11 protein-coding genes are annotated in these 14,367 nt (G+C 34.1%); 3 read left to right on the top strand and 8 right to left on the bottom strand.

From position 1 onward, the window contains the following. Positions 1-33: 33 nt before the first annotated feature. From pheT to AC2A1D_RS04745, 3 genes are all read right to left on the bottom strand, one after another. Complete coding sequence (pheT, locus tag AC2A1D_RS04755) at positions 34-2,436, bottom strand: phenylalanine--tRNA ligase subunit beta (protein WP_484042518.1); 2,403 nt, start codon at positions 2,434-2,436, stop codon at positions 34-36. A gap of 166 nt (positions 2,437-2,602) precedes the next feature. Continuing rightward, the gene (dnaN, locus tag AC2A1D_RS04750; RefSeq protein WP_484042517.1) at positions 2,603-3,733 is read right to left on the bottom strand and encodes a DNA polymerase III subunit beta; all 1,131 of its coding nucleotides are present in this window, start codon (positions 3,731-3,733) and stop codon (positions 2,603-2,605) included. Positions 3,734-3,816: 83 nt separating this feature from the next. Beyond that, positions 3,817-4,440: a hypothetical protein gene (locus AC2A1D_RS04745; RefSeq protein WP_484042516.1), complete on the bottom strand. Its 624-nt coding sequence runs from the start codon at positions 4,438-4,440 to the stop codon at positions 3,817-3,819. An 80-nt stretch (positions 4,441-4,520) separates the two neighbouring features. On the opposite strand from AC2A1D_RS04745, the gene AC2A1D_RS04740 reads away from it, so the two are divergent. Continuing rightward, positions 4,521-4,874, top strand: coding sequence for a diacylglycerol kinase (locus tag AC2A1D_RS04740; RefSeq protein ID WP_484042515.1), 354 nt, complete (start codon positions 4,521-4,523; stop codon positions 4,872-4,874). Between the two features lie 64 nt (positions 4,875-4,938). Here AC2A1D_RS04740 and AC2A1D_RS04735 read toward each other — a convergent pair whose 3' ends face one another. The 4 genes from AC2A1D_RS04735 to AC2A1D_RS04720 all read right to left on the bottom strand — a co-directional run bounded on the left by AC2A1D_RS04735 (position 4,939) and on the right by AC2A1D_RS04720 (position 11,805). Beyond that, on the bottom strand, positions 4,939-8,634 hold the full coding sequence (locus AC2A1D_RS04735; protein ID WP_484042514.1) for a phosphoribosylformylglycinamidine synthase: 3,696 nt from the start codon (positions 8,632-8,634) through the stop codon (positions 4,939-4,941). A 55-nt stretch (positions 8,635-8,689) separates the two neighbouring features. Next, the gene (locus AC2A1D_RS04730) at positions 8,690-9,169 is read right to left on the bottom strand and encodes a hypothetical protein (RefSeq protein ID WP_484042513.1); all 480 of its coding nucleotides are present in this window, start codon (positions 9,167-9,169) and stop codon (positions 8,690-8,692) included. A gap of 105 nt (positions 9,170-9,274) precedes the next feature. Next, on the bottom strand, positions 9,275-10,702 hold the full coding sequence (gene purB, locus AC2A1D_RS04725) for an adenylosuccinate lyase (protein ID WP_484042512.1): 1,428 nt from the start codon (positions 10,700-10,702) through the stop codon (positions 9,275-9,277). A gap of 185 nt (positions 10,703-10,887) precedes the next feature. Further along, positions 10,888-11,805 carry a ClpXP adapter SpxH family protein gene (locus AC2A1D_RS04720; protein WP_484042511.1) on the bottom strand — a complete coding sequence of 306 codons (918 nt, stop codon included), beginning with the start codon at positions 11,803-11,805 and terminating at the stop codon, positions 10,888-10,890. A 228-nt stretch (positions 11,806-12,033) separates the two neighbouring features. Between AC2A1D_RS04720 and AC2A1D_RS04715 the strand changes: the two genes are divergently transcribed. Both AC2A1D_RS04715 and AC2A1D_RS04710 read left to right on the top strand, forming a co-directional pair. Then, the gene (locus AC2A1D_RS04715; RefSeq protein WP_484042510.1) at positions 12,034-12,414 is read left to right on the top strand and encodes a winged helix-turn-helix transcriptional regulator; all 381 of its coding nucleotides are present in this window, start codon (positions 12,034-12,036) and stop codon (positions 12,412-12,414) included. 127 nt (positions 12,415-12,541) lie between these two features. After that, entirely contained in the window at positions 12,542-13,663 is a 1,122-nt protein-coding gene (locus AC2A1D_RS04710; protein ID WP_484042509.1) for a lactonase family protein, read from the top strand. Here the strand turns inward: AC2A1D_RS04710 and def are convergent. After that, positions 13,660-14,232 carry a peptide deformylase gene (def, locus tag AC2A1D_RS04705; RefSeq protein WP_484042508.1) on the bottom strand — a complete coding sequence of 191 codons (573 nt, stop codon included), beginning with the start codon at positions 14,230-14,232 and terminating at the stop codon, positions 13,660-13,662. The two genes, AC2A1D_RS04710 and def, sit on opposite strands and share 4 nt — an antisense overlap. Positions 14,233-14,367: the final 135 nt, after the last annotated feature.

Here is a 14,367-nt window from a genome sequence, read left to right as displayed (position 1 = left end):
GAACAGTCTTACATGTATTTTAAAATCTACTATTTACGATCTTAATTCTGCATTAAATTCTTTTTGGAAAGATTTAATGAGAGAATCCATCACAGAAGCAATTTCTTTTTCTTCCAACGTTTTTTCTTCGTTCAAAAGTTCGAAGCTCATCGCGTAAGACTTCTTTCCTTCTGGAAGGTTTTTTCCTTCGTAAACATCAAATAAGTTGATGTTTTTCAAGAAAGGAGATTTGTTTTTCTTCGCCGTTTGATACAAATCTTGATATTGTACGTTTTTGTCGATCAATAAAGCTAAATCTCTTCTGATTTTGTTGAATTTAGGAATGTCTTTAAACTTCAATTCGTTTTCTGCTCTTAAAGTTTGAGCCAATTCCAACTCAATTTCTGCATAGAAACATTCTTGCTCGATATCAAAATCTTTCAACATTTGAGGAGCAACTTTACCAATTCTCACCAAAGTTTTATCATGAGAAACATATTCCAAAGCATCAGAAAATCTTGCATCAGAAGAAGGAACTTCCTTATAATCAATCGCTAATTTTTCAAGCAAAACTTTCACATAAGCTTTTAAATTATAGAAACTTGTAGCCGATTTTGGCTGAAGCCAGTTTTCTGCAACATCTCTTCCTGTAACTAAAATTGCCAACTGTTTTCTTTCTTCGTATTTTTCTCTTTTGTGATAAATTTTCCCAAATTCGAAAAACTTGATGTCTTGATTTTTTCTGTTGATGTTATAAATAGCGTTCTGTAAAAGCCCTTCCAATAAAGACTTTCTCATAAATGCTAAATCATTACTCAACGGATTTAATAATTTTACAGCATCTGTTTCATCTTTCACAGACGTAAGAGAATTATTCATTACTTCGTTGAAACCTAAACCTTGAAGCGTTCTAGCCCAAGAATTTTCTAGCTCGTCTTGGTCTTTTGCGCTTAATTTTACTGGCGTGAACGAAATTTTTTGTGGAGCATCAATTTTATTATATCCGTAAATTCTTAAAATCTCTTCAATAATATCGATTTCTCTCGTTACATCTGCTCTGTATGCAGGAACCGAAACTTCAAAACCATTTTGAATTTCATTAAGAACCTGAATTTCAAGAGCTTTCAAAATTTCTTTTACTTTTTCTCTGTGAATTTTTGTTCCTAAAATCTGCTCAATTCTGGAAAATCTGATAATAACATAGTTATCTTCTATTTTCTTTGGATATTCCTCTAAAATCTCACCAACAAGCTTTCCTCCTGCCAATTCGCTGATTAATTTTATCGCATGGGTAAGCGCAGTTCTTGTAATATTAGGATCAACTCCTCTTTCAAATCTGAAAGAAGCATCTGTATTTAAACCATGAGCTTTTGCTGCTTTTCTCACTGCAATTGGGTTAAAATAAGCACTTTCCAGGAAAATCGTTGTAGTTTCTAAAGAAACTCCAGAATTTGTACCACCAAAAACTCCGGCAATGCACATTGGAGCGTCTTTACCGTCTTTAATGATAATCTCAGAACCATTGAGTGTTCTTTCAACACCGTCTAAAGTTGTGAATTTTGTTCCTTGGGCAACCGTACCCACTTTCACTTTTTTATCCGCAATTTTATCAGCGTCAAAAGCATGTAAAGGCTGACCAAACCCATGAAGAATATAATTCGTAATATCTACAACGTTGTTAATTGGGCTTAATCCAATAGCTTTCAATCTATCTTTCAACCAAGAAGGAGATTCTGCTACTTTTACGTTTTCAATTACAGCACCTATATATCTTGGTGTAAGTTCTGCGTCTTCTACTTCTAAACTAAAGCTGTGTGCACCTTCTTTATTTACACTTTCTGAAGTAATTTTGGTAAATTCAGATTTTTGTTTGTTTGTAGAAAGGTATGCAAAAAGGTCTCTTGCAACACCGTAATGAGACATCGCATCGGTACGATTCGGTGTTAAACCAATTTCGAAAACTTCATCATTAGAAAGTTCAAAATAATCTGCAAAATTTTTCCCAACCTCATATTGAGTTTCGTCTAAAACCATAATTCCGCCATGATCTTCGCTAAGACCAAGTTCGTCTTCGGCACAAATCATTCCCTGAGAAACTTCTCCACGAATTTTAGCTTCTTTAATTTCAAAGAAACTTCCATCTTTAGCATAGATTTTAGTACCTACAACAGCAACAGGAACGGTTTGTCCTTCCGCTACATTAGGAGCGCCACAAACGATATTTAAAATTTTACCGTTTCCGACATCTACTGTTGTCTTTTTTAGTTTATCTGCATTCGGATGCTTCTCGCAAGTAAGAACTTTACCTACAACAATACCTTCCAAGCTACCCTTTACACTCTCAAATTTTTCTATCCCTTCAACTTCAAGACCAATATCGGTAAGAAATTCACCGATTCTTTCGGTTTTAATGTCTGTTTTGATAAAATCTTTAAGCCAGTTATTTGATATTTTCATTAATGATGAATTTGAAATTTTATACTTTGAAACACAGCATTTCAAAGTAATTTTTTAAGTTGCAAATATCGTGTTTTTTTAAGAACTATCGAAATTTTTAACTCTTGTTAAAACACAAAAAAAAGGTTTTGAAGCTCAAAACCTTTTTTTGTTATTATTTTACATCTTACAACCCGATTACAGGCATCGAAAGCATAAGAATATTTTCGTTTTCTTCCAGACCATCTAGAGGTTCAATAATTCCAGGTCTATTAGGTTGAGACATTTTCATAGTAATATCGTCTGAACCTAAAATCGTTAACATTTCTGTTAAAAATTTAGAGCTAAAACCGATGTTAATATCTTCACCGTTATAATCACAAGGAATTTGCATATCTGCTTTGTTTGCATATTCTGTATCTTCTGCGTGAAGGTGAAGAATATTTCCAGAAAGCTTAAATCTTACTTGGTTGGTAGATTTGTTAGACATAATCGAAGCTCTCTTAATTGCGCTCAACAAAAGGTTTCTGTTGATGGTTAAAAGGTTCGGGTTTTCTTTAGGAATTACCGCAGTATAGTTTGGATATTTTCCGTCGATTAATCTACAAATCCAAATATTTTTATCAAAAGTAAACTTCGCCATGTTCTCGTTGAACTCAATCGTAACGTCTCCGTTCGAACTCGCTAAGATATTTTTGAAGATATTTAGAGGTTTTTTAGGCATGATGAATTCCATTGGTTCGGCATTCATCAAATCTGTTCTTTTGTACACCACCAATCTATGAGAGTCTGTAGAAACAAAATTGGTTTCGTTTTCTCCAAATTGGAACAAAACTCCCGTCATTACAGGGCGAAGAGAATCGTTACTTGTTGCAAAAAGCGTGTTGGTTAAAGCTTCAGATAAAACTCCAGCAGGCATTGTTACGGTTTGAGCCGCATCAAATTCTGGAAGTTCAGGATAATCGTCTGCGTGGTCTAAAGCTACCGCAAAATTATCTTTCTCATCTAAAATTTCAAGCAGACTTCCTGTACCTTCTGCATTATCTTTCACTACGAAAGTAAGAGGTTGCTCACCATAAGTTTTGATGAAATCCTGGAAAATCTTTGCCGGAACAGCAAATTTCCCTGCATCATCAGATTTTACTTCAAGTGAAGTTACCAAAGTAGTTTCACCGTCTGAAGCGGTAATGGTAACGTTGTTTTCGTTTAATTCAAAAAGATAATTTTCTAAAATCGGTCTCGACTGAGAGCTTGAAATCACGCCACTTACCGTCTGTAAAGCTTTCTGCAGTTCGCCACTTGAAATAATAAATTTCATAGATTTAAAAATAAGTTTTTACAAATATAACAAATAGAAAACAGATTGAAAAATTTAATTCTCAGAGTTATTAACAAACATCATTATTCTGTTTTAATACTAGAAATTACGTTTAGATTCTTATAATCACCAATTTTGGTATCAAAAATCTGCGTATTGTAGTAGCTAATGTTTACTTTTTTATTCAATAAAGATTGGTATTCTTTAGGTAAATCGATATCAGATTCTACATTAGAAATCCAGTAAAATTTGTTTAAAACTTTGTTGTCGCCTACCAAATGGAAAACCACAAAATTTTCTTTTTCAATTTTAGTAATCTTACCATTTATCAGCATTTCAGACGATTCTACCTCTTCCGCTTCTTGTGCTTTTTCGATTTCATCTTTCATAATGGCATTAAAAGCTTCCGGACATTCTGCCATCATCAACAAGCCGACTTGAATACCAAATTCTTTCATTTTTGTCGTGTTTCCCATATCGGAAACCAAATCAATATTAAAATCTTTTTTAAGCTCTTTTTTATAGGGTTGATAATGTTTAAAAGCGCACAATCCAAACTGTGTATGTCTTTCGTTATCAGTTTTATTGGTAACGTCAATTTTTTTAACACAATCGCACACCTCTTGGGTAAACTTCTGTTTATAATCTTGTGCTAAAAATAAATTTAAACCAAAAATTGAGAAGAAAATAAATAGATATTTTGTCATGTGGTGAGTAATTATACCTCAAATATAAAAAGAAAAACTCTTGAAAATAAGAGAAAATGTATCTTTACAGAAATATAAAAATGCGAAAACCTTCTCTTCTACGAAGTATAACCAATGCAATCAGAGGGTTATGTATGATTTTTAAATCTGAAAGAAATTTTCAGATTGAGGTTTTTGCTTTGCTCATCAATATCTTTCTAATTCTCTATTTCCACCTTTCTACCCTAGATGCGGTATTAATTTTTATGGTTTCATTTATGGTTCTTTCTGCAGAAATTATTAATACAGCCATTGAAAAAATCTGTGATTTTATACACCCGGCATTTGATAAAAGAATTGGTTTTATAAAAGATATTGCGGCAGGAGCAGTAACTTTAATGGCGATTCTCTCTGTAATTGTGGGGATTTTAGTGTATTGGAAGTATATTTTTTAATCCAAAAAAATATATTATTTATAACAAAAATGACTGCCATTTCTGACAGTCATTTTCTTTTTATCTATTTGAAGTATTCAACTCCATTTTTAAAGATGTTGTGATAGTTTGCGGTTGGTATATTTTTCATTAAACCTTCTGCAAATCTTTCAGGGTGTCCCATTCTACCGAAGATTTTTCCACAAGGAGAAGTAACTCCTTCAATTCCGAATAATGAATTATTTGGGTTGAAAGGCATTCCGTGTGCAATATTTCCTTCTAAATCTAGATATTGGGTTGCAATCTGTCCGTTTTCGTACAACTTCTGAATTTCAGCTTCTGAAGCCATAAAACGACCTTCACCGTGAGAAATTGGAATCGTGAAAACTTGATCTTTCATTCCTTTCAACCAAGGAGATTCGTCATTCACCACTTTTACATTTACCATTTGAGAAATATGTCTTCTAATGGCGTTATGTGCTAAAGTTGGAGAGTTTTCGTCCAAATCCTTGATTCTTCCGTAAGGTAACAATCCAGATTTAACCAAAGCTTGGAAACCGTTACAAATCCCGACAATCATTCCGTCTCTGTCTAGCAATTCGTGAACGGCATTTCTCATCTTCTCGTTTTTCAAAACATTAACTATGAATTTTGCAGAACCATCCGGTTCATCACCTGCCGAAAAACCTCCTGAGAAAGCCAAAATTTGAGACGTTTTAATCTCTTCAACCCATGCATCAATACTTTCATCCAATAATTGGTGATTGATGTTGATTAATGGCAAACTGCTGATTACCGCACCTTCTTTCGCAAAAGCATTCAATGTATCATACTCGCAGTTTGTACCTGGGAAAACCGGCGCAAATACTTTTGGCTGAGCAATTCCGTGCTTTTTGATGATGATATTTCTTGGATTGATTGAGTTTAGTTTCTCATCCAATTCAACCGTCAATTTTTCTTTTTCAATCGTTGGGAAAAGGCCCTCGAATGTACCTGTGTAAGAAGACAAAAGATTCAAGATGCTAGATTCAATATTGTTGATTTTCAAATTACCCGAATCTTTAACTTCTCCGATTAATTGAAGATTTATAGCGCTTAATTCTTCTTTAGATTCAATGATTAAACTTCCGATATTCTTAGCTAACAAAGTGTTTTCATCAACTGTAATGTCTGCACCCAACCTATTTCCGAAACTCATTTTTGCTAAAGCAACAGCAACTCCACCTTCTTTAACTGTTTTCACAGAAACAATTTTTCCAGCTTTAATGTTTTCAAAGATGAATTCATAAACAGCTTTTAAATCATCATAATTTGGAAGTCCGTTTTCCTGAGCAACGTGATTGAAGAAATAGATTTTATTTCCTGCAGTTTTAAACTCTGGAGAAATAATAGTAGATTTTTCACCATTTGCACAAGCGAAAGAAATCAACGTTGGAGGAACATTCAAATCTTGATACGTTCCACTCATTGAATCTTTACCACCAATTGCAGCCAATCCGAAATTCATTTGAGCATCATAAGCTCCTAAAAGCGAAGCTAAAGGTTTCCCCCATTTTTCAGGATTCTGACCTAATTTCTCAAAATATTCCTGGAAACTGAATCTGATATTTTTATAATCGCCACCCATTGCAACGATTTTCGCAACACTTTCTACAACCGCGTAAGAAGCTCCCAACAAAGAATTCTGCTTAGAAATCTCGGCATCAAATCCCCAACTCGCCAAAGAAACTGTTTCGATATTTTTCGCTCCGATAATTGGCAAAGTCTGAACGCTTCCTTCCATCAAAGTCTGCTGATATTTCCCACCTAAAGGCATCGCAACCGTAGTTGCACCAATCGATGAATCGAACATTTCCAACAAACCTTTTTGCGAAGCAACGTTTTTATCTGCTAAAATTTTCAAGAAATTTTCTTCGTTGAAAACTGGAGTTTCTTCTTTTACTTCATCAAGGTGAGTAATTTTCACCTCCTGATTTTTAGAGCAACCGTTTGTATCTAAAAATTCTCTCGAAAGGTCTACAATTTTATCGCCTTTCCAGAACATCTGCATTCTTCCAGAATCTGTAACTTTTGCAACTTCAACAGCCACAATATTTTCAGCTTCACAGAACTTGATGAATTTTTCTTTATCTTTTGGTTCAACCACAACCGCCATTCTTTCCTGAGATTCAGAAATAGCAAGCTCGGTTCCGTTCAAACCTTCATATTTTAAAGGTAAAACATCCAAATTAACTTCCAAAGAATCTGCAATTTCACCAATTGCCACAGAAACACCTCCTGCTCCGAAATCATTCGATTTTTTAATCAATCTCGTTACTTCAGGATTTCTGAAAAGTCTTTGAATTTTTCTTTCCTCAACCGCGTTTCCTTTCTGAACTTCAGAACTCATTGTGTGGATAGAAGTTTCGTCTTGTTCTTTTGAACTTCCACTCGCTCCACCAACACCATCACGACCAGTTGCACCTCCTAAAATGATGATAGAATCTCCATTTTCAGGCTTTTCGCGTCTTACCCAATCAACAGGACAAGCTCCGGCAACGAAACCAACTTCCATTCTTTTTGCTTTATAACCTTCGTCATAAATTTCAGAAACCATCGTAGTTGCTAAACCAATTTGGTTTCCGTAAGAAGAATATCCGTTTGCAGCCTGTTTTGTGATTGTTTTTTGAGGCAATTTGCCTGGTAAAGTTTTATCAACAGATTCCAGAACATCTGCAGCTCCCGTTAATCTCATCGCTTGGAAAACGAAAGAACGTCCAGACAAAGGATCTCTAATGGCACCACCTAAACATGTTGAAGCACCACCAAATGGCTCGATTTCTGTTGGGTGATTGTGCGTTTCGTTTTTAAATAACAAATACCAAGGTTCTTTTTTACCATCGTATTCAGCTTCAATTTGTATGGTACAAGCATTGATTTCGTCTGAAACTACAAGGTTTTCAAGCTTTCCTGTTTTGCTAAAATATCTTCCGCAAACCGTTGCCAAATCCATTAAAGAGATAGGCTTCAATTCACGACCTAAGAATTTTCTTTTTTCGATATAATCATTGAAAATAGTTTCCAATGTATGTTTGAATTTTCCTTCAAATTCTATATTCGACAATTCAGTTTCAAATGTTGTGTGACGACAGTGGTCGCTCCAATACGTATCTAAAACTTTTAGTTCGGTTTCTGTAGGATTTCTTTTTTCGGTTTTAAAATATTCTTGAATGAATTTTAAATCGTCTAAACCTAAAGCAAAACCATGTTTGTTGAAAAATTCCGCCAATTGAGCATCATCAAAATCAATAAAACCATCATGAACAATCACTTTTGACGGTGTTTCTTCTGCTGGAATATCTAAAATTGATAAATCTTTCTCTTGAGATTCAACTTTATTGATTAAAAGGTCTTTGATTTTTGCTAAATCTGCTTCTGAAGCTCCTTCAAACTCGATTAATTTACCGCTTCTTACTTTAGATTTCTCATTCTCAGTTAATAAAGCGATACATTGCTGAGCAGAATCTGCACGTTGGTCGTATTGACCAGGTAAAAATTCCATTCCGAAATGAATACCCGTTGCAGGATTTTCTTCGTGCAAAATATCAGTAACCGGGTCTACGAAAGTGCTGTTTACCACCTTTTCGAATTCACCATCATTTAACCCAAAAATATCGTAAACGTTATACACCTTTACGCTCTGGATAGACGGAGCGACCGCTTTTACTTCATCAAAAATTTTTGGACTTTCGACATCGAAAATTCCTCTTTTTTCTACGAAAATTCTTTTGTTATTAGACATTAGATGTCAGTTTTATATATTAAAATATTGTTGATCAATTTGATAAAAGATATTTTTAAAATTTCTTTCCAGTGTAATTATGATGTAAACTTAGAAGTTCAAAATGTGGGTCTTTGTTATATAATAAATAAGAACCATCACCAAGAATTACAGCAGAACAACCGCATTGCACTTTTTCCTTAAAAATTAATCTTTTCAAAACTTCTTTATCATCGAGAATAATAGATGTATCCCAAAGTTTTAATTTATTTAAACTTTTACCTGTTTGCCTAAAATTATAAGCTACAGCCGTATTAAAAGTTTTATTAAAATTTGAAATATGATTCTGAAACCCTTTTAAAACTTGATTAATATGATTTTTACCCATCTCATCTAAACGGTCCCAACAACTTTCATGGTTGAAATCATATTTAATGTAAATAGTATCTTTAATCGTTAAGTTTTTCGAAATTAAATAATCTTTGAATTCCTGATACTCTTCTTTAGTAAGCTGAAAATCTTTCAAATTTTCAGAATTAAGCTGTGCTGAAATCATATTTGAGGATAAACCCAAACAAAAAATCAGAAATAGGAAAAATATATTTTTCATGGTTTAATTTAATTTCAAAAAAATATGCAGCCGAAAAGACTGCATATTAAATTATACTTTAAGGTCAGCCTCCAATCCTATCAAATCTTTGTTGGCATCAATAATTGGCTGAACTTCATTGGCAATGAATTCTTCCGTTTGAATTGGTGCAAAACCGATGAAGTTTTTAGGATCAAGAACTTCTTTTAATTTTGATTTATCTAGTTTTAATGAATCGTCATTTAGGATTCTTTCGATAAGGTCGTTTTCTTTTCCTTCTTCTTTCACTTTTTTCGAAGCTTCCATAGAGTGAACTCTGATTACCTCGTGAATTTCCTGACGGTCTCCTCCCGCTTTCACTTCCTCCATGATGATGTATTCTGTCGCCATGAAAGGAAGTTCATCCATAATATGTTTGTTGATTCTGTTTGGATATACGACGATTCCGTTCATGATGTTGTTCCAAATCAAAAGGATTGCATCAACAGCTAAAAAAGCTTGAGGAATTGTTAATCTCTTATTTGCAGAATCGTCCAATGTTCTTTCAAACCATTGTGTAGAAGCCACCATTGCAGAACTAGTCGTTAAAGACATTACATATTTTGCTAAAGCTCCGATTCTTTCGCTTCTCATTGGGTTACGTTTGTAAGCCATTGCCGAAGAACCGATTTGGTTTTTCTCGAATGGTTCTTCAATTTCCTTAAGGTTTTGAAGAAGACGTAAATCGTTGGTAAATTTATGTGCAGATTGAGCGATATTTCCTAATAAAGCAACCACTTTCGCATCAATTTTTCTATCGTAAGTTTGTCCTGAAACTCCGAAAACTTTTTCGAAGCCAAATCTCTTAGACAATTCTTTATCTAAATGTTTTACTTTAGAATAATCTCCGTTGAAAAGCTCTAAGAAACTTGCTGCAGTTCCTGTGGTACCTTTTACTCCTCTAAATCTTAGCGTTTCTAAGAAGAAATCTAATTCTTCAATATCCAAAACCAAACTTTGTAACCAAAGTGTCGCTCTTTTTCCAACGGTTGTAAGCTGAGCTGGTTGGAAGTGGGTAAATCCTAAAGTTGGAAGATCTTTGTACTGAATAGCAAAATCAGAAAGACTTTTGATGACGTTTACCAATTTTTTCTTTAAGATTAAAAGACCATCACGAATTTGAATTAAGTCTGTATTATCTCCTACAAAAGCCGAAGTTGCACCTAAGTGAATAATTCCTTTTGCAGAAGGCGCCACATCTCCATACGTGTGAACGTGAGCCATTACATCATGTCTGAATTTTTTCTCATATTCAGCAGCTTTTTCATAATCAATGTTTTCTGCATTGGCTTTCAACTCTGCAATTTGCTCGTCTGTGATTTCAAGACCAAGGTCTTTTTCGATTTCAGCAAGGGCAATCCAAAGCTTTCTCCAGTTCTGGAATTTGTTGTTATGAGAGAAATTAAACAACATTTCTTCGCTTGAATAGCGTTCTTCCAAAGGATTTTTGTAGGAATTCATTCTTTTCTTTTACTTTTTAGACAATGCAAAAGTAAGGTTTTTAAGTGAGATTTAAAATAGTTTTAAGACAGCATCTTGCGTATCATTTTTCGATATTAAAGCAAAAAAAAACGCCACTGAAATGCGACGTTCAAAAAAAAAAAAAAAAAAATGCTTTAAAAATAAAGTATATGATTTTGATTTGGCTATTTAACAGTCCACAACGAGCCATTTTTTGTGGTAATTTTCTCAAGTTTCCCTTGAGCGGCTAATTCATTAAGAATTCTTTCGCTGTCTTTACGCCCTTTTCCTGACAATTCAGAAAACTCTCTTGCTGTAAATGAGCTATAGTTTTTAAATAAAGATTCCCAATTTTTCTCAAACTCTTCTTTTCCTGCTTTAGGATTTAGAGTAAGAATGGCAGTTTCATAAAATGGATAAGGTTTTGAACCGTAAACGGTTTGTTTTTGTCCTTTATCATTCACAAAAAACATGGTTGGAAACCCTCTAACACCAAATTCTCTTGCCATTCTCAGATCATTTTCAAAAAGCGTTTTTGCTTTTCCTTGATAATCTTCTTTCAGCTTAGCAACATTCAGGCCAACTTTTTCAGCTGCTGCAGCAATATTATCCCATTTTGCAATGTTTTTCTTCTTCAAAAAAACCATTTCTCTTAATTCTCTCATGAAGCGGATTGCCTTTTCACTGTCCTGCAACTGCGCTGCTTTGAAAGCAATTGAAGGCGGATAAGACGAATCTAAAGGATCTTCAAACCACACATCTCCATCAATTGGCATATCGTAATAACCGCTTACCTCATCCCAATGATGTGCTACATCAGAAGGTTTATTAATACCTCCACTGTTATAGCTCCAGTCTGGCAAAAGACCGCCCATTCGATATTCAACATCGATATTACTTCCGTATTCTAGCTTCATTTTTCTTAATTGAGGCTCAATTCCCCAACAAGAAGAACAGATAGGATCTGTAAAATAAATTACTTTAACAGTTTTTTCTGCAGTCTCTACATTTGCTACATTGCTATCTTCACTTCCTAAAACTCCGCACACGCCAGTTTCTGGATCACACAGCAAAGGATTTACGGCTGTTGTTTCTCCGTTCATTTTACTAGTATTTTTCTTGTCTTTTTGTCCGTTGCAAGATAATGATATCAAACCAAGGATGCAAAAGGCTAAATTTTTATAAAATCTCATCAGAAAATCTCTTTGAGTATCGCAAATCTAATTATTCTGTTTTTTTTGGAGGTTATAACTTTCCTTTCAGAAAGTAGTTTCCTCGAGGAAACTAGGTAGCCAAAATTTATTATATTTGTTGCACAATTAAGAGTAATTATGAAAAAAATACCAACCGTTAACAACAACGCGATCTGCAAACACCGTATGAATGCCATTAAAGACACTGTGGAGCTGCTTTCAGGGAAATGGAAATTCCACATTGTAGGGACACTTTTGCAAAGCAACAGAATGAGATTCATGGATCTTCTGCGTGAAGTAGATGGAATTGGAACAAAAATGCTCTCGAAAGAACTTCAAGATCTTGAAATGAACCATCTAATCACAAGAGAAGTAATCAATACAAAACCTGTAACGGTAGAATACGAAATTACCGAATTTGGAAAAACCCTTGCTCCTATTATTGATGAAGTTGCAAAATGGGGAATTAACTACAGAACAAGTCTTTACGGACAAAAAGACGATGTTTCAGCTGAATAATTTTTTAAAAACACATCTATATAATAAAAGTGCAGATTTTTTTGGTCTGTGCTTTTTTTGTGAGAAAAAGAAAATCATCTTTTTTTCTTTTCTTTACATTAATTTTTTTAAACCAAATTCTGATCTTTTGAAAAAATTCACCGCTTTTCTCCTCACTCTATTTTTTATTGGTACAATTTACGCACAAAAAACCTATGCTTTTTTTGGTTCTTTTAATTGGGATAAAAACACAAAGGGAATTTACGTTTACGAACTGAATACCACAACTGGAAAACTCACAGAAGTAACCAGTTTTAGCGGAATTTCAAACCCTTCTTATCTCACGTTATCGGAAGACGGACAATATATTTTTGCCTGCACAGAAAGTAAAACCAAAAATGGAGGAAGTGTAAGCAGTTTTCAATTTAATTCAGAAAAAGGAAGTATTTCTTTTATTAACAGTCAAAAAAGTGGTGGCGAAAACCCTGTTTACATTACCGCTCACAAAAACGGAAAGTGGCTCATCAACGGCAATTACACCGAAGCTAGCGTTTCTGTACATCCCATTTCTGAAAACGGAAAAATAGAAAACGAAGTACAAAATTTTAAGTTTTCCGAAGGAAGCATCAATCCGGATAGACAGGAGAAAGCGCATATTCATTCAACCGTTTTTTCTCCTGAATTTGATTATGTCTTTATGCCAGATTTGGGCGCAGATAAAATTAGAATTTATCCTTTTAAAAGTGATGATTTACAACCTCTGCAAGATTCAAAATCTTCTTTTACAGCCATTACTCAAGGAGGCGGTCCGCGACATTTCACGTTTCATCCCAACGGAAAATTTGCGTATTGCATTGAAGAAATGGGAGGTGCGGTAACTGTATTTTCGTATCATGATGGTGTTTTAAAAAACCTTCAAAGAATATATACACATCCTGAAAAATATAAAGAAGATTTTGAAAGTTCGGATGTTCATATTTCTCCGGATGGAAAGTTTTTATACGCTTCCAATCGTGGTTCCGAGAACAATATCGCTATTTTTTCTATTCAAAATAACGGAACATTGAAAAACATTGGTTATCAATCGACCAAAGGAAAACATCCGAGAGTTTTTGATCTCGATCCTAGCGGAAATTTTTTAGTGGCAACCAATACGGGAAGCAGCTCCGTTGTTGTTTTTAGACGAAACTCAGAAACTGGCTTGCTAAAAAAAGTGGGCAAAAAGATTAAAATTAAAAATGTAAGTTGTCTAAAAATGAGAGTGTATTAATTTACTTTTTTAAACGAATCTACTTTCAAATACTCATCATTCTTTTCTTTTTCTTTTTTGTCTGAAATTAAAATTCCGAAAAGATGATCAATTTCGTGTTGCAAAATAATTGCGGTAAAACCTTCAACAATTTCTGAATGTTTTTCACCTTTTAAATCGACGTATTCTAGAGTAATGACTTTACTTCTATAAAACTGATCGTAAAAATCGGGAATCGACAAATCTCCTTCCGGACCAAGGTTTTGTAACTCAGACTTCCAAGTAATTACCGGATTGATGAAATATTCCAAAGGATTTTCTTTTTTATCAAAACGTTGCACCCAAATCACTTTTCTGTTGATGCCCACTTGTGGTGCGGCAATCCCAACTCCACCGTCGGTTGAAAGCAGAGATTCTTTCATTCTATTCACTAAAATTCCCGTGTTTTTATCAAGCGGATCAATTTCTTCGGAAATACTCAACAAAACTTTGTGTTGCGCTTCGTCGGTAGTTTGGTAAATTGGCAAAGCTTTTTTAATATCACCTTGATTGATGATAGAAAATTTCAGATTTTGAAAGCTTTTGAGCATTTATAAAACCTACAAATAGAACGAAAAGTATAGCGATTTTTTTCATTTTTAAAGAATGTTGGGCAAAGGTAAGATGTTTTTTAGGTTTTGGCTAAAGCCGATGAAATTAATTACATACAAGAAAACGGGCTAAAG

The sequence above is a fragment of the Chryseobacterium sp. HNCC26DJ239 genome (assembly GCF_057180445.1).
This window is presented reverse-complemented; position numbering and strand designations above follow the sequence as displayed.